Origin of the sequence: Pseudomonas sp. Leaf48, assembly GCF_001421885.1 — a bacterium.
Taxonomy (GTDB): domain Bacteria; phylum Pseudomonadota; class Gammaproteobacteria; order Pseudomonadales; family Pseudomonadaceae; genus Aquipseudomonas.
Map to the genome: position 1 here is coordinate 127,400 of NZ_LMLH01000029.1, position 20,371 is coordinate 147,770.

Annotated in this window: 20 protein-coding genes; 13 read left to right on the forward strand and 7 right to left on the reverse strand. The window is 60.3% G+C overall.

The window, feature by feature from the left end; translation table 11 throughout:
• Window positions 1-3 precede the first annotated feature (3 nt).
• Window positions 4-711 (forward strand): peptide-methionine (S)-S-oxide reductase MsrA, encoded by a 708-nt coding sequence (msrA, locus tag ASE98_RS19980; RefSeq protein ID WP_060543057.1) that lies wholly within the window; start codon window positions 4-6, stop codon window positions 709-711.
• Window positions 712-721: 10 nt separating this feature from the next.
• On the opposite strand, the gene ASE98_RS19985 is transcribed toward msrA, so the two are convergent.
• Complete coding sequence (locus tag ASE98_RS19985) at window positions 722-1,735, reverse strand: sensor domain-containing diguanylate cyclase (RefSeq protein ID WP_060543058.1); 1,014 nt, start codon at window positions 1,733-1,735, stop codon at window positions 722-724.
• 72 nt (window positions 1,736-1,807) lie between these two features.
• Window positions 1,808-2,713 (reverse strand): LysR family transcriptional regulator, encoded by a 906-nt coding sequence (locus ASE98_RS19990; RefSeq protein WP_060543059.1) that lies wholly within the window; start codon window positions 2,711-2,713, stop codon window positions 1,808-1,810.
• 231 nt (window positions 2,714-2,944) lie between these two features.
• Between ASE98_RS19990 and ASE98_RS20000 the strand changes: the two genes are divergently transcribed.
• On the forward strand, window positions 2,945-4,135 hold the full coding sequence (locus ASE98_RS20000; protein ID WP_060543061.1) for an aspartate aminotransferase family protein: 1,191 nt from the start codon (window positions 2,945-2,947) through the stop codon (window positions 4,133-4,135).
• Here ASE98_RS20000 and ASE98_RS20005 read toward each other — a convergent pair.
• The 4 genes from ASE98_RS20005 to ASE98_RS20020 all read right to left on the reverse strand — a co-directional run bounded on the left by ASE98_RS20005 (window position 4,129) and on the right by ASE98_RS20020 (window position 7,287).
• Window positions 4,129-4,383 carry a Txe/YoeB family addiction module toxin gene (locus tag ASE98_RS20005; RefSeq protein WP_060543062.1) on the reverse strand — a complete coding sequence of 85 codons (255 nt, stop codon included), beginning with the start codon at window positions 4,381-4,383 and terminating at the stop codon, window positions 4,129-4,131. The genes ASE98_RS20000 and ASE98_RS20005 overlap by 7 nt on opposite strands.
• Window positions 4,380-4,634 carry a type II toxin-antitoxin system prevent-host-death family antitoxin gene (locus ASE98_RS20010; protein WP_082457593.1) on the reverse strand — a complete coding sequence of 85 codons (255 nt, stop codon included), beginning with the start codon at window positions 4,632-4,634 and terminating at the stop codon, window positions 4,380-4,382. Before ASE98_RS20010 ends, ASE98_RS20005 begins: the two co-directional genes overlap by 4 nt.
• A gap of 185 nt (window positions 4,635-4,819) precedes the next feature.
• Window positions 4,820-5,311: an adenylate kinase gene (locus ASE98_RS20015; protein WP_060543190.1), complete on the reverse strand. Its 492-nt coding sequence runs from the start codon at window positions 5,309-5,311 to the stop codon at window positions 4,820-4,822.
• A 56-nt stretch (window positions 5,312-5,367) separates the two neighbouring features.
• The gene (locus tag ASE98_RS20020; RefSeq protein ID WP_060543063.1) at window positions 5,368-7,287 is read right to left on the reverse strand and encodes an alkaline phosphatase D family protein; all 1,920 of its coding nucleotides are present in this window, start codon (window positions 7,285-7,287) and stop codon (window positions 5,368-5,370) included.
• Between the two features lie 127 nt (window positions 7,288-7,414).
• Between ASE98_RS20020 and ASE98_RS20025 the strand changes: the two genes are divergently transcribed.
• The 8 genes from ASE98_RS20025 to ASE98_RS20060 all read left to right on the forward strand — a co-directional run bounded on the left by ASE98_RS20025 (window position 7,415) and on the right by ASE98_RS20060 (window position 14,414).
• On the forward strand, window positions 7,415-7,876 hold the full coding sequence (locus ASE98_RS20025; protein WP_060543064.1) for a hypothetical protein: 462 nt from the start codon (window positions 7,415-7,417) through the stop codon (window positions 7,874-7,876).
• Window positions 7,877-8,026: 150 nt separating this feature from the next.
• Complete coding sequence (locus ASE98_RS20030; protein WP_060543065.1) at window positions 8,027-9,007, forward strand: quinone oxidoreductase family protein; 981 nt, start codon at window positions 8,027-8,029, stop codon at window positions 9,005-9,007.
• A 13-nt stretch (window positions 9,008-9,020) separates the two neighbouring features.
• Window positions 9,021-9,869, forward strand: coding sequence for a TauD/TfdA dioxygenase family protein (locus ASE98_RS20035; RefSeq protein ID WP_060543066.1), 849 nt, complete (start codon window positions 9,021-9,023; stop codon window positions 9,867-9,869).
• A gap of 83 nt (window positions 9,870-9,952) precedes the next feature.
• A complete protein-coding gene (locus ASE98_RS20040; protein ID WP_060543067.1) occupies window positions 9,953-11,005 on the forward strand; it encodes a 3-keto-5-aminohexanoate cleavage protein in 1,053 nt (350 codons plus the stop codon).
• Window positions 11,006-11,096: 91 nt separating this feature from the next.
• The gene (locus ASE98_RS20045; RefSeq protein ID WP_060543068.1) at window positions 11,097-12,425 is read left to right on the forward strand and encodes an MFS transporter; all 1,329 of its coding nucleotides are present in this window, start codon (window positions 11,097-11,099) and stop codon (window positions 12,423-12,425) included.
• Complete coding sequence (locus tag ASE98_RS20050; RefSeq protein ID WP_060543069.1) at window positions 12,422-13,084, forward strand: DsbA family oxidoreductase; 663 nt, start codon at window positions 12,422-12,424, stop codon at window positions 13,082-13,084. The genes ASE98_RS20045 and ASE98_RS20050 overlap by 4 nt, the downstream gene beginning before the upstream one ends.
• Window positions 13,081-13,407 carry a Rieske (2Fe-2S) protein gene (locus ASE98_RS20055; protein WP_060543070.1) on the forward strand — a complete coding sequence of 109 codons (327 nt, stop codon included), beginning with the start codon at window positions 13,081-13,083 and terminating at the stop codon, window positions 13,405-13,407. The genes ASE98_RS20050 and ASE98_RS20055 overlap by 4 nt, the downstream gene beginning before the upstream one ends.
• Entirely contained in the window at window positions 13,404-14,414 is a 1,011-nt protein-coding gene (locus tag ASE98_RS20060; RefSeq protein WP_060543071.1) for a YeiH family protein, read from the forward strand. Before ASE98_RS20055 ends, ASE98_RS20060 begins: the two co-directional genes overlap by 4 nt.
• Before the next feature lie 328 nt (window positions 14,415-14,742).
• Here the strand turns inward: ASE98_RS20060 and ASE98_RS20065 are convergent, their stop codons facing one another.
• Window positions 14,743-15,798 (reverse strand): AraC family transcriptional regulator, encoded by a 1,056-nt coding sequence (locus ASE98_RS20065; protein WP_060543072.1) that lies wholly within the window; start codon window positions 15,796-15,798, stop codon window positions 14,743-14,745.
• A gap of 364 nt (window positions 15,799-16,162) precedes the next feature.
• On the opposite strand from ASE98_RS20065, the gene ASE98_RS20070 reads away from it, so the two are divergent.
• The 3 genes from ASE98_RS20070 to ASE98_RS20080 all read left to right on the forward strand — a co-directional run bounded on the left by ASE98_RS20070 (window position 16,163) and on the right by ASE98_RS20080 (window position 20,263).
• The gene (locus ASE98_RS20070; RefSeq protein ID WP_060543073.1) at window positions 16,163-16,729 is read left to right on the forward strand and encodes an RBBP9/YdeN family alpha/beta hydrolase; all 567 of its coding nucleotides are present in this window, start codon (window positions 16,163-16,165) and stop codon (window positions 16,727-16,729) included.
• Between the two features lie 122 nt (window positions 16,730-16,851).
• The gene (locus ASE98_RS20075; protein ID WP_060543074.1) at window positions 16,852-18,864 is read left to right on the forward strand and encodes a DUF1302 domain-containing protein; all 2,013 of its coding nucleotides are present in this window, start codon (window positions 16,852-16,854) and stop codon (window positions 18,862-18,864) included.
• A 40-nt stretch (window positions 18,865-18,904) separates the two neighbouring features.
• Window positions 18,905-20,263, forward strand: coding sequence for a DUF1329 domain-containing protein (locus ASE98_RS20080; protein WP_060543075.1), 1,359 nt, complete (start codon window positions 18,905-18,907; stop codon window positions 20,261-20,263).
• Window positions 20,264-20,371 lie beyond the last annotated feature (108 nt).

The following is a 20,371-nucleotide window of genomic DNA, read 5'->3' on the forward strand; positions in this document are numbered from 1 at the left end:
CCCATGAAAATCTTGCTCACATGGCGTCGCACATTGCTGGGGCTGGCGGCTGCCGGCATTATCAGTCAGTGCTCGGCGTTCTCTCTGGGTGGGGCTGAAGAGGCCGTCATCATTCCACCGCCGACTCTCGACGAAATCACCCAGGCCCGCAGCGAAACCGCGATTTTCGCCGGTGGTTGCTTCTGGGGTGTGCAAGGGGTGTTCCAGCATGTCAAAGGGGTGAAGAGCGCGGTCTCCGGCTATGCCGGCGGTGCGGCCGATACCGCGCAGTACGAGCGCGTCAGCGGCGGTGACACCGGCCATGCGGAGTCGGTCGAAGTGACCTTCGACCCCAACCAGGTCAGCTACGGCAGCCTGCTGCAAATCTACTTTTCGGTGGCGCACAACCCGACCGAACTCAACCGTCAGGGCCCGGACAGCGGCACCCAGTATCGCTCAGCCATTTTCACCAAAAGCGCTGAGCAACAGCGAGTCGCGCAGGCCTACATCACCCAGCTCGATGCGGCCCGTTCGTTCGACAAACCGATTGCGACCCAACTGGAAACCTTCAACGGTTTCTACCCGGCCGAAGAAGAGCATCAGGACTTTCTCACCGAACACCCGACCTACCCGTACATCGTGATCAACGATCTGCCGAAGGTCGCACAGCTCAAGCAACTGTACCCGGATCGCTATCAGGATCAGCCGGTGCTGGTGAAGGCGGACAGGTGAGGGGCGGCCCTCATTCGCAAATCAGATTCCTGCCCGAGATCTTCGAGCGATACAGCGCCTGATCGGCCCGCGCCATCAGGCCGGTCTGCTGTTCCTCGTCAAAGCGCTGGACCACCCCGAAACTCATGGTCACCTTGAAGTCGCCAACGGGCAACAGCTCCGCCAGGCCGTCACGGATCTTGCCGGCGAGAGACTTGGCTTCAGCCAGTGCGGTGTCGGGCAGGACCAGGATGAATTCGTCGCCGCCCCAGCGCGCCAGCAAGTCGCCGTCGCGGACGAAGCGTTTCACGTTTTCGACCACATGGGTCAAGGCGGCGTCACCCAGGGCGTGGCCATAGTGATCGTTGATGGTCTTGAAGTCGTCGATGTCCATGGCGATCAGCGACAACGGCTCGCGGAACCGCTCGGCGCGCTCGCAGGCCTGGGGCAGCACTTGGTCCAGGCGATAGCGATTGGCAATGGAGGTCAAGGTGTCGGTTTGCGCCAGCCTGCGATTCTCTTCGAGCTGCAACTGTAGCTGCAGGTTGACCCGGGACAACTCGCTGGTGCGCTCTTCGATAATTGTTTCGAGGGAGTGATTGCGCTGCTCGAGTGCTTTGAACAGGCGTCGTTTGTCCTCGATGCTGCGGTGTGCGCCGATCATCCGCGCCACTGAACCGTCGGGGTTGCGCGCCAGAATGTGGCCACGGTCTTCGATCCACAGGTAACTGCCGTCCTGCATACGGCAGCGATACTCGGCCTGGTACTCACTGGTGCGCCGGTTCAGGTAATCATCAAACACAGCCATGACCCGAGGGTAGTCATCGGGATGGATGACGTTTTCCCAGGTCAATACATTGTTGTCCAGCGAATGCGGTGTGTAGCCAAGCATCTCGTACCAGCGGGCGGTGCGATACACCAAACCGGTGTTGGCGTTCCAGTCCCAGATACCGTCGCTGATCAGCTCCATGATGGTATGCAGCATGCCGTCGTTCAGATCTGCCATGTCGAACTTCAGCGGCTCGTTATTTGATGTCTCACCCATCTCTGCGCTCCTTGCTTTGTGGATATTGCTGACCTATCGGCTGGCAGATTAGTGCAAGGCGCATTCGACCCGCTAGTGTCTGCCCCACAACTGCATGGCGAAGTCGACGAAACGACGCAATTTCGGCAAACGGTAGCGATCCTGAGCGTATACCAGGTGCATCGGCCGGCTGAGCGGCTGGTAATCCGGCATCAAAGCCTGCAGGTTTCCGTCCTTGAGGTCTTGCTCGACCAGGGCATCGGGCATCATCACGATGCCCATGCCGGTGCGCGCCGCCTGATGCATGGCTGCCGAACTATTGATCAGCATCGGGCCACTGACCGCAACGGCGACGTCGCCTTCAGGCCCGCTCAGACGCCATTGCTTTTCCACCGATTGCCAGTCGTCTCCGGCCGGATACGCGAAGGACAGGCAATCGTGGTGTTGCAGGTCGGCAGGGTGCTCCGGTACCCCCCTGCGTGCCAGGTATTGCGGGGCTGCGCACATGGTCAGGGTGTAGTCGATCAGTGGCCGGGCGATCAGGCTGGAAGGCTCAAGCGCACCAAGGCGGAACGCCACGTCGAAGCCGTTATCCAGCAGGTCCGGGCGCCGGTTGGTGAGCACGACATCGAGTTTCACCCGCGGGTTGTGCAGGCTGAACTCGCTCAAGGCCGGTGCCAGGCGTTCGGTGCCGAACGTCAGCGGCGCGGTGATGCGCAGGGTGCCACTGGGTTCGTCGAGGGCCTGTTCCGCCAAGCGTTCGGAATCCGCCACCAGGCCCAACACTTCAAGGCAACGCTGGTAGTACGCAGCGCCGAATTCGGTAAGGCGCTGGCGCCGGGTGGTGCGGTTGAGCAGGCGCACACCCAGGCGCTGCTCCAGGGCCTTGAGGTGATTGCCGACCATGGTCGTGGACATTTCGCACTGCAGGGCGGCGGCCGTCATGCTACCGGCCTCCACGACTTTGACGTAAACAGTCATTGCCTGGAACAGATCCATTATCAAGCCCAGCTTAAAAATGATTGAAGTTTTACCGGGTTTATCCAGTTCAGGTGGCTAACCATACTGCAAAAACACCGACCCTTGCCGTAAAGTCTTGTAGGAGCGAGCATGCTCGCGATGGACTCAAGAGCGCCGCGTTTAGCCAGTAAACCCGCGTTATCGTTAACGACCATCGCGAGCATGCTCGCTCCTACAAGGATCCCACGACCCTTGCTGGAGCTTGATGTCATGACCGCCGCCTGCCTGATGAGTACGTACCAGCCCCTGGCCTTGAGCTTCACCAAAGGCCTGGGCACACGCCTGTGGGACCAGGCCGGTCGTGAGTACCTGGACGCGGTCGCCGGCGTGGCGGTGACCAATGTCGGGCATTGCCACCCGAAAGTCGTCGCGGCCATCAGCGAGCAGGCCGGGCTGCTCCTGCACACGTCCAATCTCTACAGCATCGACTGGCAACAGCAGCTGGCGCAGAAGCTGACTCGGCTGGCGGGCATGGACCGGGCGTTTTTCAACAATTCCGGTGCCGAGGCCAACGAAACCGCGCTGAAAATCGCCCGGTTGCATGGCTGGCACAAAGGCATCGAGCAACCGCTGGTGGTGGTCATGGAGAACGCGTTCCATGGCCGAACCCTCGGCACCCTGTCCGCCAGCGACGGCCCGGCGGTGAGGTTGGGTTTCAACAAATTGCCGGGGGATTTCATCAAGGTGCCGTTCGGCGACCTCGAAGCCCTGGAACGGGTGCAACAGACACATGGCTCGCGGATCGTGGCGATCCTGGTGGAACCGATACAGGGTGAAAGCGGTGTGCAGCTGGCGCCGCCCGGTTATCTCAAGGCCCTGCGCGAATTGTGCAACCGGCGCTCCTGGCTGTTGATGCTCGACGAAATCCAGACCGGCATCGGCCGCACCGGCCAGTGGTTTGCCTGTCAGCATGAAGGCATCGTCCCGGACGTCATGACCCTGGCCAAAGGCTTGGGTAACGGCATCCCCATCGGTGCCTGCCTGGCTCGGGGCAAAGCCGCTGAACTGTTCACCCCTGGCAGCCATGGCAGCACCTTCGGCGGCAATCCGCTGGCCTGCCGGGTGGCCTGCACCGTGCTGGAGATTATCGAAGAACAAGGTCTGCTGGATAATGCGCGGCTGCAGGGCGAACGACTGCTCGAGAGATTGCGCATGGAACTGGCGGATGAACCCAACGTATCAGCGATCCGCGGGCAGGGCCTGATGATCGCTATCGAACTCAAGCAATCGATCCGCGACCTGAGCCTGATCGCCGCCAGGGATCATGCCTTGCTGATCAACGTGACGCGCGGGCAGATCATTCGCCTGCTGCCGCCGCTGACGATTGATGAGCGTGAGGTGGAGATGATTGTCAGAGGGGTGAGCCAGGTTGTGAAAGCGGCTCCTGCAGCGGATCAGTAGTGATATCTGCACATGACGATGCGCATTTCACCCTCTTCGATGGTATAGACCAGCCGGTGTTCAGCCGTAATCCGTCGAGACCAGAAACCGCTCAGGTTATGTTTGAGCGGTTCAGGTTTTCCAAGGCCGCCGAACGGTTCGCGCTGAATGGCTTTGATCAGTAAATTGATTCGTTTGAGGCCGGCCTTATCGTTTTGCTGGAACCAGAGGTAGTCCTCCCAGCCTTCGGAAGTGAACTCGATATTCATGTCTCAATAAGTTGCCTGGCTTTGGTTTTCCCTGCCCGCAGGTTGCCGATCGATTTGATTAGCCGTGCAGCATTGGCTGGCGAACGCAGCAGGTAGGCGGTCTCTTCCAGTGAGTTGTATTCCGCCAGTGACATCATCACTACCGGTTCGCCTTTCTGGCGAGTCACCAGTAATGGGGCGCGGTCCTCGTTGACCCTATCCATGGTCTCTGCCAAATGCGCGCGTGCGGTGGTGTAGTTGATGGTTTGCATGTTGTAGTCCTCGCTTGATGCTAAGAACGTACAGAAATGAGTACAGGATGACAAGGCGATACCTCTCAGTGGTCGTCAGGAAATGGGTGCACCAATGCCTGCACCGAGTATCGTCGAAATCACTTCGGGACGTTTCCGTGACCGTTGTAGTCCCATTCCGATTTGAACTTCCGGGGCATGGATCACTAGGTCTGCCGCAGTGAGCAGATCAAACCTGCCATCTCATCCCGTCCTGCCAGTTGTATCTTTGAGCCACCAAAACCATTGAACAACCGCCGATGACCTGCATAGCCGCTGTCCCCCTCACGGCTTCGATAGCTTGCGGCCCACTCCAGCATGGCGAGCAATCGATCATCGTCCTTTGTTTCCCGCTGGCGAATGTTGGCCACGCACTCTTGATCCTCGACGCACAGCCAGATCAGCGTCGTGGCGCGGTGGATGATTTCGCTGATGATCCAGCCATACACCCCTTCGATCACCCAGCGCTCTTCATCGGCCGCTACCCGGGCCAGGGCCAGCACGTGCGAGCCGGGGCGGGGGATGCTGTGTTTGTCGGACAGCCAGTGAATCCGGTCCAGATCAATCCACGGCACCTTCAATGACCGGGCCATTCGGCTGGCCAGCCAGCTCTTGCCGGAGCCGGAGTTGCCGATGATCAGGGTTCGGCGCAGGTCCAGGCTGTTCGGGGGTGGCAGATTCGTCTTCATGCGCGGGAGTACCTGCGACAGATTCGTCAGTCGTGCTGTTGCGGTGCAACCATCCGGGTCTTCGGCGAGCCGTTCGAGTTGTGCTGATAGATCGCTTCGGGCTGGCCTTGATCATTGAAGAACACCTGGCCGATCCCTGCCGAATTCCATAGCCGTTCGCCCGCTTCGGCATGTTCCGGGATGTGCGGCACGATGCGCATGCGCCGGCGTTTGGTCAGCCAGTTCAGTGGTGAGCGTGGGGAATACAACCAGCGGTTGAGACGGTCGAACCATTCGAGCAGGTTGCGCGGGAATTCATTCTTGATGCCGCTGCTGGTGATTTGCCAGATTTTTGGCCCGCCCTTGCGGTGTCGTATGAATACTTCGTAGACGAAGGAATAATGCACATCGCCTGACAGCACCACATAGTTACCCGGCGTACGCGAGTGTCGGAAAATATTCAGGATTACCTGCGCCGCACCGCGATGGGCCATCCAGTTTTCTGCGTCCACCAGCAGCGGATAACCGCACCAGCTGAACACTCGCTGCACGGTCTCAATCAGTTTGACGCCGAAAATCGGCGCGGGTGAAACGATGATCGCGCTCGGGTGGTCGAGCAGTTCCTGCTGCAGTTCGCTCAGGGCTTCCCAGTCCAGCAATCCCGACGGTTGCTTGAGGTTCATCTCGCTGCGCCAGCGCCGGGTACGGGTGTCGACCACCAGCACGGCCGGGGTGGTCGGCAACAGGTAATGCCAGTTCTGAAACTTCAGCAGGTCATTGATCAAGTCGTCCTGAACCGGGCTGTCGAGGTAGCGGTCATCGCCACTGGCGCTCAGTGCGGCGGCCTTCTCCAGCACGGTAGTGAATGCATCGGGATGGTTGCCCCAGCCCTGGCACAGCATGTAAGCGATCAGCGCGTTGCCGATAATGCGCCGGGAGAATGGATGGCCGTAGGCCGTTTCCTCCCATTGCGCGGAAAGGTTCCAGTCATCGGTAATATCGTGGTCATCGAAAATCATCAGCGTCGGCAGATGCGCCAGTGCCCGGGCGACGTTGCCCAGGCCGCGGGTGAAAGAATCGATGCAAATCTGCTCAGCGGCATAACGCTCGCGTCGTTGCGGCGTCAGGGCAGGGGGCTGTGGCGTGATCAAGGTCCAGGGAGTCGGCGACCAGACCAACAGGTACATGGCCATGACTTCGGCGAACGTCACCAGGTGATTGTCGGCACTGCTGCTGGTGAAAATCGGCTTGCGTGCACCGCCGAAAAAACGCTCGCGCAGGGTTTCGTTGCTCTGCAGCGCCGGCAACAGATCCGCGCGGTGATAGTAACTGGCAGGGTGCTCGTAGAGTTTGGCGCTGTCGCTGACCACCGCACCTTCGAGGTGCTCCTCAAACAGGCCCAGGCGTTTGATCAAGGCATGAATCGCCCGCAACATCGGCCCCGCTACGTCGTCGGCATACACCTGGTCGCCGGTCATCATCAGCAGCGCCGGGCGGTCGTGGGCTGCAGGTTGTTCTGCCAGCAACCGATCGACGCACAGCAAGCCGTCGGCAGCCGGGTGATGAGGCTTGCGGCAGGAGCCATGCAGCAACTGATCGACCCGCGAGCGCAAAACCAAGGTCGGGCATCGGGCATCGCCGTACAGCAGATGAGGCGCCCACTCGGCGATACCCGCCTGCTCGTCGTCTATCAGCAAGTCATACTCGATCAGTTCGTCATAGGGCAGGGCGGTATCGAGATGCACATCGATCAGATGCACGAAGGCATGGGCGCCGGCCGCAATGACCGTACACTGACTGGCATCGAGGCGGATATCGGCGCTACCTTGTATCCGCAAGGTCAGCGCCAGTGTCCTCGACCCGACCAGCCACAATACCAGGCGCCGGGGCTCCAGGCGCCGCAACAGCGGGCCGACGAGGACGGGTGGCAGGGCATGATCTTCAGTTTGTGGCAGCGGTGCGGGCATCCGGGTTCAAGACTCGAGAGGGTAGAGGCGGGCGATGATAACGCAGGTGGTGGCGGGACAGGCTAACGTGAAGCTGCCACGCCCTGTGTGAGGGTTCGGTAATATGTCGATCGCAAGAGGGGGATTCATGAACAAAGTCATCCTGCCGGCACTGGCCATTTTGCTATTCGCCCAGTCCCCGGCCTACGCCATCAACGACAAGTATCGCAAACAACTGGAGGCATCCGGTTGCACCCAGGTGAGCGAGCTCGAGGGCTGCGATATCCACAAGACCAAGGCGCAAAATGCCGAGGCCGGGTTCAGCAACCAGGCGCCGGTCACCACCGACACCACAACCGCGCCGACCCCCTATGCCGGGCAGTGGGTCGCCAAAAGTGACGCTGGCGCGACCGTCGCCACCATTCGCATCGACTCCAGGGAAAACGTCTGGGTCAATGGTGAGCGAGTCAAGGCCAAACGCACCGATGGCACGCTGCAATTCCATCAGGGCAAGCTCACTTTCACGATTCAGGGCGACCGACGGTTGATCAACGAAGACTACTGGATTGACAGCGATGCCGGGACCCGCGGGCCGATTCAGGTCGAGTAGCTTCGCGGCGCCGGAGGGTGCCGCCACGCCTGTCACGAAATGAAAAGCCATTGTCGTCTGATGAGAAGCATCGCAGCAGGCGTCAACTTACAGTCCAATCAGCGCAATTCGATGCCGCACGCCTACATTGCAGATTGGAGAACAAGAAAAATGGCCAAAGCCGTACGCTTTTACGAAACTGGTGGTCCCGAGGTTCTACGTTATGAAGACGTCGAGGTCGGCGATCCTGGTCCTGGCCAGGTCCGTCTGCGTCATGTAGCTGTGGGCCTGAACTATGCCGACACCTACTTCCGCAATGGTACCTATCCGATCCCGATGCCTAACGGAATGGGCGTCGAGGCTTCTGGCGTAGTCCAGGCCGTCGGCGAAGGTGTTACCAATGTCGAGGTCGGCGACCGCGTTACCTACACCGGTTTCCTCAATACCCTCGGCGCCTACAGCACCGAGCGCCTGATCGCGGCCGCACCGCTGATCAAGCTGCCTGAAACCATCAGCTTCGAGACCGCCGCTGCCATGACCATGCGCGGCCTGACGTCTTCGTACCTGATGCGTCGCATCTACGACTTCAAGGCTGGCGACACCATCTTGCTGCACGCTGCCGCCGGCGGTGTTGGCCTGATCGTTTCGCAGTGGGCCAAGCTGCTCGGCCTGAACGTGATTGGCACCGTGTCGACCGAGCAGAAGGCTGAAATTGCCCGCGCTCACGGTTGCGACCATACGATCAATTACAGCCATGAAGACGTCGCCGCTCGCGTTCGCGAGATGACCGATGGCGTGGGCGTCAACGTCGTGTTCGACAGCGTTGGCAAGAACACCTTCATGGGTTCGCTGGATTCGTTGAAACCCCGTGGCCTGATGGTTTGCGTGGGTACCGCGTCCGGACCGATCCCGGCCTTCGACCCAGTGATGCTGGCGATGAAAGGCTCGCTGTTCCTGACCCGTCCGGCCCTGGCCAACTACATCAGCGACCCGGCCGAAAAAGCCGAACTGGCTGGCGAGTTGTTCGACCACGTCGGCAGCGGCCGCATCAAGATCGAGATCAACCAGCACTACGCGTTGCAGGACGCGGTGCAAGCCCATCGCGATCTCGAGTCTCGCAAGACTACCGGCTCGTCGATTTTCGTCGTTTAAGGAGCTGCCAGCCATGAAAGTCGAACAATTGACCTGCAGCATTGGCGCCGAACTGATCGGCGTCAACCTGGCCGATGCGGTACATGACGACGGTCTGTTTGCCGAGATCCGTGCCCAGTTGCTCAAGCATCGCGTGGTATTCCTGCGCGACCAGGACATCTCCCGCGCCGATCACGTGGCCTTCGCCCGTCGTTTCGGCGAGCTGGAAGATCACCCTGTAGCTGGCAGCGATCCGGATCATCCGGGTCTGGTGCGTATCTACAAAAACCCTGATCAGCCGATGGATCGTTACGAAAACGCCTGGCACACCGATGCGACCTGGCGCGAAGCGCCGCCAATGGGTTGTGTGCTGCGTTGCGTCGAATGCCCACCGGTTGGTGGCGACACCATGTGGACCAACATGGTCGAGGCTTATGCCCGCCTTCCGGAAGACGTGAAGCTGAAGATTGCCGACCTGCGCGCCCGCCACAGTATCGAAGCGAGCTTTGGTGCGGCCATGCCGATCGAAAAGCGTCTGGCGCTCAAGGCGATGTACCCGGATGCCGAGCACCCGGTAGTACGTACCCATCCGGAAACCGGGGAGAAGGTGCTGTTCGTCAACGCCTTCACCACTCACTTCAGCAACTACCACACCCCTGATCGGGTGCGGTTCGGCCAGGATGCCAATCCGGGTGCGGGTGAGCTGCTGCGTTACCTGGTCAGCCAGGCTTACATCCCGGAATATCAAGTGCGCTGGCGCTGGAAGCCTAACTCCATCGCTATCTGGGACAACCGCAGTACCCAGCACTACGCCGTCATGGATTACCCGCCATGCCATCGCAAGATGGAACGCGCCGGGATCATCGGCGACAAGACATTCTGATCGCCCCTTCAGCAATAGCATTCGACTACACGTCTGCCCGGTATCCCCGGGCGGGCGGACAATCATAAAAATAGGAGTAATCCATGCAATTTTTCGACGATTCCCTGCACCCCGAAAACATGGAGAAAGTGGTTATCACCGTGGCCCCGTACGGCCCGGAGTGGATGCCAGAAGACTTCCCTGAAGACATCCCGCTGACCATGGATGAACAAATCCAGAAAGCGGTCGAGTGCTATGACGCCGGCGCCACCGTTCTGCACTTGCACGTGCGTGAACTGGACGGCAAGGGTTCCAAACGTCTGTCCAAGTTCAACGAGCTGATCGCCGGTGTGCGTGCAGCAGTGCCGGACATGATCATTCAGGTCGGTGGTTCGATTTCCTTCGCTCCAGAAAGCGATGGCGAAGCCGCCAAGTGGCTGTCCGATGACACCCGCCACATGCTGGCCGAGCTGACCCCGAAACCGGATCAGGTCACGGTGGCGATCAACACCACCCAGATGAACATCATGGAACTGCTGTATCCGGAATACCTGGAAGGTACTTCCCTGGCCAACCCTGCCTTCCAGGCGGCCTACAGCGAAATGACCGTGCCAGCCGGCCCGGCCTGGGTGATCGAGCACCTCAAGCGCCTGATGGACAACGACATCCAGCCGCACTTCCAGCTGACCGGCATCCATGCCCTGGAAACCCTTGAGCGCCTGGTACGCAAAGGCCTCTACAAGGGTCCGATGAACCTGACCTGGATCGGCATCGGCGGCGGTTTCGACGGTCCGAACCCGTTCAACTTCTTCAACTTCATCCACCGCGTTCCGAACGGTTGCACCTTGACCTCCGAATCGCTGCTCAAGAACGTGCTGCCGTTCAACACCATGGCGATGTCCATGGGTCTGCACCCGCGCGTAGGCAATGAAGACACTATCATTGACCATAAGGGCGCTCGTTTCGGCTCGGTGGCGCAGATCAAGCAGACCGTGCGCATCGCTCACGAGCTGGGTCGCGAAATCGCCAATGGTAAAGAAGCCCGTGCGATCTATCGCATCGGCGAGAAGTACAACTCCATCGAAGAAACCCTGTTGGCCAACGGCATGGCCCCCAACCGCAAGGCTGGGCAGAAAGGTGTGCCGCAACGCGGCTGACCGGTAGCGAGGACGGGAGGTCGACGACCTCCCGTTCGCTGCAAAAGTAATACGCTGGATAACAACAATAAATAAAGCTTGAGGAGGCCCCATGGCCTTTACACCGATCGCCGCAGACGATGACGACTCCGGTTGTGTCACCGTAGCGCGTAAGTATGCCTGGATAGTCTTTGCACTGACGTTCGGTCTGTTGATTTCCGATTACATGTCACGCCAGGTGCTGAACGCGGTGTTCCCGCTGCTCAAGAGCGAGTGGGCACTGAGTGACAGTCAGCTTGGTCTGCTCAGTGGCATCGTCGCCCTGATGGTCGGCCTGCTGACCTTCCCGCTGTCGCTGATGGCCGACCGTTTCGGTCGGGTCAAGAGCCTGGCGCTGATGGCGATGCTGTGGAGTGTGGCCACCCTGGGCTGCGCCCTGGCGCAGGACTACCAGCAAATGTTCATCGCCCGCTTCATGGTCGGCGTGGGCGAAGCTGCCTACGGCAGCGTGGGTATCGCGGTAGTGATTTCGGTGTTTCCGAAGCACATGCGCGCCACCCTCGCCAGTGCGTTCATGGCCGGTGGCATGTTCGGCTCGGTACTGGGCATGGCCCTGGGCGGCGCTATTGCTGCCAAGCTGGGCTGGCGCTGGTCGTTTGCCGGCATGGCGCTGTTTGGCCTGTGCCTGGCGGTGCTTTACCCGATCATCGTCAAGGAAGCGCGCATTGCTCCGCAGCGTGCTGCCCGGGCGATGGACAAGGTGGCAGCGGTCAAGCGTCCGCTGAGCACGCTGTGGTCCAGCCGTTCAGTGATTGCGACTTACGTCGGCAGCGGTTTGCAGCTGTTTGTGGGTGGCACGGTGATCGTGTGGATTCCGAGCTATCTCAACCGTTATTACGACATGCCTACGGGCAAGGCGGGCGGTATCGCCGCAATCATCGTGTTGTGCAGCGGCGCCGGGATGATCCTGTGCGGCATGCTCAGCGACCGCCTGTGCCGTCACTCGCCGGAGCGCAAGGTCAGCCTGGCCATTGCTTTCTGTCTGGGCAGTTGCCTGCTGCTGTCGGCGGCATTCGCCTTGCCGGCGGGGCCTGCGCAACTGGGCTTGATCTGTCTGGGCATGCTGATTGCCGCGGGTACCACTGGTCCTTGCGGGGCGATGGTCGCCAACCTGACCCATTACTCGGTGCATGGTACGGCGTTCGCTACCCTGACTCTGGCCAACAACTTGCTGGGCCTGGCGCCTGGTCCGTTCATCACTGGTCGCTTGTCCGACCTGATCGGCCTGCACGCGGCGTTTCAAGTGGTTCCCCTGATCAGCATTGCGGCAGCGGCCGTGTTCTTTTATGCCAAGTGTCATTACCAAAAAGATATCGCCCGATTAAAGGGTGAGAGCGTCACTGACTCCGTCAGTGGCGCCGCGTTAGAGGTGAAGTTGTGAGCGGTAGTTTACGTATAGATGTGTTTATCGATTTCATTTGCCCCTGGTGCCTGATCGGCAAGCGCCAGCTGGAGCGTGCGCAAGAAATGTTGCGCAGCAGCCAGCCGGACGTGCAGATCACCACCGTGTGGCACGGGGTGCAATTGCTGCCGCACATGCCGGCACAAGGCGAACCCTTTGCCGACTTTTACCTCAAGCGCCTGGGCAGTGCCGATGCTGTCAGCATGCGCCAGGCTCAGGTGAAAATGGCCGCAAGTGCTGTCGGGGTGTCCATCGACTTCAGTCGTATCAAGACGATGCCCAACACAGCAGACGCTCATCGTCTGCTGGAGCGGGTCAACGCGCAGGGCACTGCCGCCCAGTGTGACGCATTGATCGAGCGACTGTTTGAAGCGTATTTCCACAACGGCGAGGATCTGGGTTGCCGTGAAACCCTGATCGCCATTGCCCGCTCGTGCGGTGTTGACGCAGACACCGTGGCTGACTGCCTGCTGGGCGATGCCAGCCCTTATGACAGTCATCCGGCTGCTGCCAGTGGCGTGCCGAGTTTTCAGTTCGACGGGCGCCTGCAAGTCGTCGGCGCACAGCCTGCCGAGGCATTGCTCGCGGCTATGGGCGAAGCCTTGCGCGACAGTGAACGCAAGCGGAATCCGGCATGAGCAGACGTATTCCCGTTCCTGCCAGCAAGCATCCGCAGGTCGGTGGCCGTGCGTTATTCGAGTTCGAGGACAAAAGCCTCGCACTGTTCAATGTCGATGGCGAGCTGTTCGCCATCGATGACAGCTGTCCCCATCAAGGTGCCTCGCTGTGTGGCGGTCGCCTTGAAGGCCGGGTGATTCAATGTTGTGCCCACGGCCTGCGTTTCAATCTGCAGAGCGGCTATCTGCTCAATTCCACCCAGCTGAAAGTCGCTAACTACCCGGTCGAGATCATCGACGGCCAGGCGTTTATCGTCATCGTTACCGAGGAGTCCGCGCCATGAGCGCCATCGCTCTCACCCGTCTCCATGCCCGCACGCGCGAATTGGCGCCGGGTTTTATCGTCAGCCTGATCGTTGCGGCTGCCGCTTCGTTTTTGTCCGAGCACTACGGTGCGCCGGTCATGCTGTTTGCCTTGCTGCTGGGCATGGCGCTGAACTTCCTGGCGTCTGAAGGCCCTTGCAAGGCCGGCATCGAATTCACTGCCCGTACGGTACTGCGCATTGGCGTAGCCCTGCTGGGCATGCGCATCACCCTTGAGCAGATGGCGGCACTGGGCTGGAAGCCGGTAGCGCTGGTGGTGATTCTGGTGGTGGTGACTATCAGTGTCTCGGTGATCGCGGCCAAGTTCCTGGGCTTCTCGCGTCTGTTCGGCATGCTCACCGGCGGTGCGACTGCGATCTGTGGCGCTTCGGCGGCGTTGGCGCTGGCAGCGGCTTTGCCTAACCATCCGCAGAAAGAGCGCGCGACCTTGTTCACGGTGATCGGGGTGTCGGCACTGTCGACCCTGGCGATGATCGTGTACCCGATGATCGCCAACTATTTTTCGCTGTCGCCGCAGCTGGCCGGGGTGTTCCTCGGGGCCACCATCCACGACGTCGCCCAGGTAGTCGGCGCCGGTTACAGCATGTCGACCGAGACCGGTGACACGGCCACCGTGGTCAAGCTGATGCGTGTCGCCATGCTGCTGCCGGTGATCGTCACCGCGGCCATGATTACCCGGATGCAAGGCGCCGACCCGACTGGCAAGCGTCCGCCGCTGCTGCCGTGGTTCGCCGTTGGATTCCTGATCCTGGCGTGCATCAACAGCACGGGCTGGATCGCTCCGGCAGTGCAGGGCGGGGTCAATGAGTTGTCGCGCTGGTGCCTGGTGATTTCCATCAGTGCCCTGGGCATGAAGACCCGCCTCAAGGAACTGGCGGCGGTCGGAATCAAGCCGATCCTGTTGATGGTAGGGGAGACGGTGTTCCTGGTACTGCTGGTGCTGCTGTTGCTGCACTGGGGTGCTTGAGAGCTCGACGGTAATACACCTGATGGCAGGGCTTCACTTGACTGACTCCTCGTCGCAGTGAAGCTCTTGGCCGGTGTCACAAACACCGGCCTTTGCGGCGACTGTACCAGCAGTCGCCGTTTTTTTTTGCGAGTTCGTTACGCAGCCCCGGGAAACACAGGGACAAGAAGGGTGAATTAGCGGTTGCTGCAAATATGACGCCGGATGGTGCAAGCGGGAAAAGCGCAAAACCTATAGGAGCGAGCACGCTCGCGAAAAAAACCGAGCGCGTCGCGGGCATCCAGAAAGCCTGCGTTATCGTTGACGACCATCGCGAGCGTGCTCGCTCCTACAGGGGTTGTTCCGGGTCGGGATCTGCCGCGTCTGCCTGAAACCTCACAACGCCCGGTTTGTGCGTACTGCGCCAAACCGCCGGCGGCATGCCGAACTGGTTGATGAACCAGCGGGTGAAGGAGCTGGCCATGGAGTAGCCGAGCATGTCGGCGATGCGACTGAGCGGGTAGCTCGGGTTTTCCAGATAGCGCAGCACCAGGTCGCGGCGCACGTCGTTGATCACGTCGTTGAAGGCGCAGCCGTCGTCCTTGAGCCTGCGTTGCAGGGTGCGCACGTTCATGCCCTGGCTCTGGGCAATCTGTTCGATGGTCGCACGCCCCATGGGCAGCAGCAGGTAGATGGCCTTGCGCACCTCAAACAGCATTGAGGTGTTTTCCTCGCCCTGCAGCGAGTCGAGGTAGCTCTGGGCGTAGCGCGCCATGGCCGGGTCGGCATGGGGGTTGGCCATGTCGAGACTGGTATTGGGGCAGACAATGCCATTGAACTCGCTGCCGAACTCCAGGTTGCAGTGAAACAGGCGGCGATGTAGCTGAAGGTTGTCGGGAGCCTGATGCATGAAGTTGACGCTGTAGGGGTGCCAGTGGCTGCCCAGCAGCGCGGCACAGAGGCGGAACATCACGCCGATGGCCAGCTCCGTAGCCTGGCGGCTGGGCATTGAAGAGTCGGTGACCACTTCTTCGCGAATGATCACCATCTTGCCGGCTTCTTCAACGAAAATGGCTAAAGAATTGTTCATCAGGTGCCGATAATGCAGCACCACCTGCAAGGCGTCGCGCAGGCTTCGCTGATGGCTCAGCAGCAGGCTGACCACCCCGAAGTCCGACAGTTGACGCGATTCGGCCATGTTCAGGCCAAAGCTCTGGCAGCCGCTGGCGACAGCCGAGTCTTCCAGCAGGCGCACCGCGGTATCGATGGGGATGCGCGTTTCAGGTGCCATCAACTGGGCCCTGCTCAGGCCAACGCCGGCCAATACCTCACGGGGGTTGAACCCCAGGTACTGGGTAACCTCCAGGTAGTTGGTCAAGACGGCGGCGCGAACAAGCTTGGTCATGCGAAGGTCTTTCCTTGGCCAATATGGTTGGCGTAATTGTAGTTATAAGTGTGGCGACTATATCCAGCGCTTTGGCGATTGAACAGTTGTGAAATGGTCCAACGCGCGCACGCCTGAGTGCTCCGAATCGTCTACGCTGCTGCTTCAAGGGTGCTTGATCCATTGATTACAGCGGCTTGTCACGCACCAGCGGTTTTTTTGACCGGTGGTCGCGGGCGACAAGTGTCCGACAATTTGTCATCAAAAGAAAAGTGCCTGACGTCCAATGTAAAGCGCCAGGGGTGGCCGCTCTTTAATGTCGACACTACAAAAAGCCCCTGGCAAAAGAGCCAGTCGAGTTATCGAGAAAGCGAAAGGTATTGACGTGGACAAACTGCAAACCGCTGCCACCGTTCTGATCGTACCCGGTCTGCGCGAGCACGTTGCCGAACATTGGCAGACGTTGCTTGAAGCCAGGCTGAGCAAGGTACGCAGTGTTCCGCCACTGGAAACCGACAAGCTCGATTGCATGGCGCGTGTGCGGGCGATCCAGCACGAACTCGAACAAATCGACGGTCCGGTGATTCTGGTCGCCCACAGTGCCGGCGTATTGATGGTCGCCCACTGGGCTGCGCACTTCAGCCGCCCGATCAAGGGCGCCCTGCTGGCCGCACCACCGGATCTGGATGCCAGTTGGCCGGCAAACTACCCTTCCCCTGAAACCCTGCGCAGCAGCGGTTGGGACCCTCTTCCTAAAGCCCCGCTGCCGTTTCGCAGCATCGTGGCCGCAAGTACCAACGATTACCTGGCCAGCCTGGATGCTGCCACTGACCTGGCTAAATGCTGGGGCGCCGAGTTGCTCAATCTGGGTGACGTCGGCCATCTCAATCCGGCTGCAGGATTTGGCCCCTGGCCCCAGGCTGAAGAGCTCATTCTGGAGCTGGACCGCTAGTACAGGAGCCGGTCTGGCCCCTTGCCAGCCGGCGTTTTGCCCTCGCTCCTGAAAGCGCAGTCCCGATGGGATTGCGGGAGGGCAGCTGCGCTTAAAACAAAAAAAATGGCGGAGACAACGCAATGCACAACACGCACAACAATAAGAGTCATGGCTTCACTGCGGCCCGTTACACCGTGCTGGCTTCGGCCATTATGGCGGCGTACATGCCGCTCGCTCATGGGGTAGAAATCGACACCGGCAACCCGGACTGGACTGCGCGTCTGGACAACACCGTCAAGTACAACTACGGCGTGCGCACCGAAAGTGCCGACAAACGCATGTTGGCATCGCCGAACAACAACGACGGCGACTACAACTTCCGCAAGGCCGGCACCAACATCACCAACCGTATCGACCTGTTGACCGAGATGGATGTGGTCTACAAGAACAGCATGGGCTTTCGCGTCAGTGCTGCCACCTGGTACGACAAGGCCTACGAGAACACCGGCTCCAACTCCAACCCGTTCGTCAACGGCAACGATGCACGCTCGGGCCTGGTCGCCAACGATCCACGTCTGGCCGGGGTCGTCAATGACAACGTCGGTAACGGCAGCTCGCACCTGAGCAACTATGCCCAGCGTTATTACACCGGCCCGTCCGGCGAAATCCTCGACGCCTTCGTGTTCTACAGCACGGAAGTGGGCGAAGAGTCGCTGCTGAGCTTCAAGGCCGGCCAGCACAACGTGTTCTGGGGCGAGACCATTCTCAACCCGGTGCACTCGATCAGCTACGGCCAGTCCGGCCTCGACCTGGCCAAGCTGGCCGCGTCACCGGGTACTGAAGCCAAGGAACTGTTCGTACCGCGCAACCAGCTGTCGACGACCTTCACCGTCAATCCAGAGCTGACCATTGGCGCCCAGTACTTCCTCGACTGGGATGCCGCGCGCCTGCCGGAAGCTGGCACCTATTACGGCGGTTCCGACCTGGTGGGCACCGGCGCGCAGTCGTTCCTGCTGGGCAACACCAACGGCATCGTTCCGGGCAGCCCGCTGGGTTGTGGCGTGGCCCCGTGCAACGCGCTGACCAACGTCCGTCGCGGCAATGACCTGACGCCGGACAAGCGCGGCGACTGGGGCGTCATGGCCAAGTGGTCGCCAGCCTGGCTGGACGGCACCCTCGGCGTCTACTACCGCGAAACATCGGAAATCCTGCCGCAAGCCTGGCTGGATGCCCGCGGCGTCACGTCGGCCAGCGCCAACGGCACCCCGCCGGCAGGCGCAGTGCCAGGCGTGGTCAACATCCTCAACTCGCTGAACACCGCCACCTACCAGATGGCCTATGCTGACGACATCAAGATCGTCGGCCTGAGCCTGTCCAAGGATGTGGGCGGGGTGAGCGTGGGTTCGGACCTGAACGTTCGTCACAACATGCCGCTGGCCAGTATTCCGGCGATTGTCAGCAGCACCAGTCCGTTGGGTCTGGGCAGAGGGCTTGGCTTGTTGCCGGCACGTACCGCCGCCACCGGTGTGATTTACGACACGCCCAAAGATGGCGACAGCATGGCCGCCACCGGCGACACCTTGCACTGGACGCTCAACGGTCTGATGACCCTGCCGAAAACGCCTGTGTTTGACTCGGCGACTGTGCTCGCAGAGCTGTACTACAGCAACCTGCTCAAGCTCGATAGCAAAAACGAGGCGCTCTACAAAGGCAAGGATACCTATCGCGGCATCGACAAGGCGACCCGCGACAACTGGGGCCTGGCACTTAACTTCACACCGACCTGGTACCAGGTATTCCCGGGTGTCGACCTCAACGCCCCGATGTCGATCAACATCGGTCTTGATGGTGTGTCGCCGGTCTCCGGTGGCGGTGCCAAGGACACCGGTAACTACGCAGTCGGCATGGGTGCCGTTGTGTACAACAAATACTTTGTCGACCTGAAGTACGTGGACGCCTTCGGCAAGGCCGACAAGTGCAACAACAGTGGTGTGAGCACCGGACCAACTGGTGGTGACGGCTCGACACCCAACGCCTTCAGCGGCAACGAAAACTACGCCTGCTACGCCGGTGGCTACTCAGCCTTCTCCGGTGGTGGTGCTACGACTGAAGACCGTGGCGCTGTTTACCTGACGATGAAAACCACCTTTTGATGCACCACTTCTTACTTAATGTAAGCAGGAGAATAACAAGATGAAATTTGCACAAACCGTGTTGGCCGCTTCGCTGGCGATGATCCTCGCCGGCCAGGCACAGGCCGCTGTATCGGCTCAGGAAGCCGCCAAGCTGGGCACCAGCCTGACCCTGGTCGGCGCTGAAAAAGCCGGCAATGCCGATGGCTCCATCCCTGCCTACGACGGTGGCCTGACCACCCCGCCTGCCAGTTTCAAGGCCGGTGACAGCATGCGTCCGGATCCTTTTGTGAACGAGAAGCCAGTGCTGGTGATCGACGGCAAGAACGTCGATCAGTACAAGGGCATGCTCACCGCCACCACCGTGGAGCTGGCCAAGCGTTTCCCCAGCTTCCACGTCAACGTATACCCGACTCACCGTACCGTCTCGCTGCCTAAGGCGGTGCTGGACAATGGCGTGAAAAACGCCACCGGTGCCAAGGCACTGGAAGGTGGCCTGGCCATCGACAACGTGTTGCCTGGTGTGCCGTTCCCGATTCCTCAGTCGGGTAACGAAGCCATGTGGAACTTCCTGTTGCGTTACCAGGGTGTGAGCATGAGCTCCAAGTACGACTCCTGGAACGTTGACTCCGCCGGCGTTGCGAGCCTGGCCACTACCGGGCAGGCGTTCATCTCCTATCCGATCTACGAGAACCTGTCGCAGCCGATCAGCGGCTCCGATGTGTACTACCAGATGAAGCTGGCTTACACCGGTCCTGCACGCCGGGCCGGCGAAGCGATGATGCTCAAGGACGCCGCCAACCCGCTGCAACAGCCACGTCGCGCCTGGCAGTACCTGCCGGGCCAGCGCCGCGTCAAGCTGGCACCGAACCTGGCCTACGACACGCCTAACCCAGGCACCGCCGGCGCGGGCACCTATGACGACGCTTTCGTGTTCAACGGTGCGCTGGATCGCTACGACTGGAAGGTGGTCGGCAAGCAGGAAATGTACGTGCCTTACAACACCTACAAGCTGACCTACGTCCAGGACCCGAAGTCGATCACGACGCCGAACCACCTGGCTCCGGAGTTCGTGCGCTGGGAGAAACACCGCGTATGGGTAGTCGAGGGTAATCTGAAGGCTGGCGCTCGTCACATCTACCAGAAGCGCCGCTTCTACCTCGACGAAGACAGCTGGAGCGCTTTGGCCTCGGATCAGTATGACGCCCGTGGTCAGCTGTACCGTGGTTCGTTCGCCTTCCTCAGCCAGAGCTATGACAAGCAGGTACCGGACGCCACGCCGTTCATGATCTATGACCTGGTGGGCGGTTCCTACAACATCAACGGTGTAGTCGGCCCGTACGGCGGCATCCAGTACATCGATCCGCTCTCCAAGGCTCAGTGGTCGTCGGAATCCCTGGCGGGCGCCGGCATTCGCTAAGCAAGCTCAATTGTAGGAACAAGTCTCCTCGCGATGAACGCAAGATCACCGCGGGGAGCCAGATATCCCGCGTCATCGTTAACGTCTATCGCGAGCATGCTCGCTCCT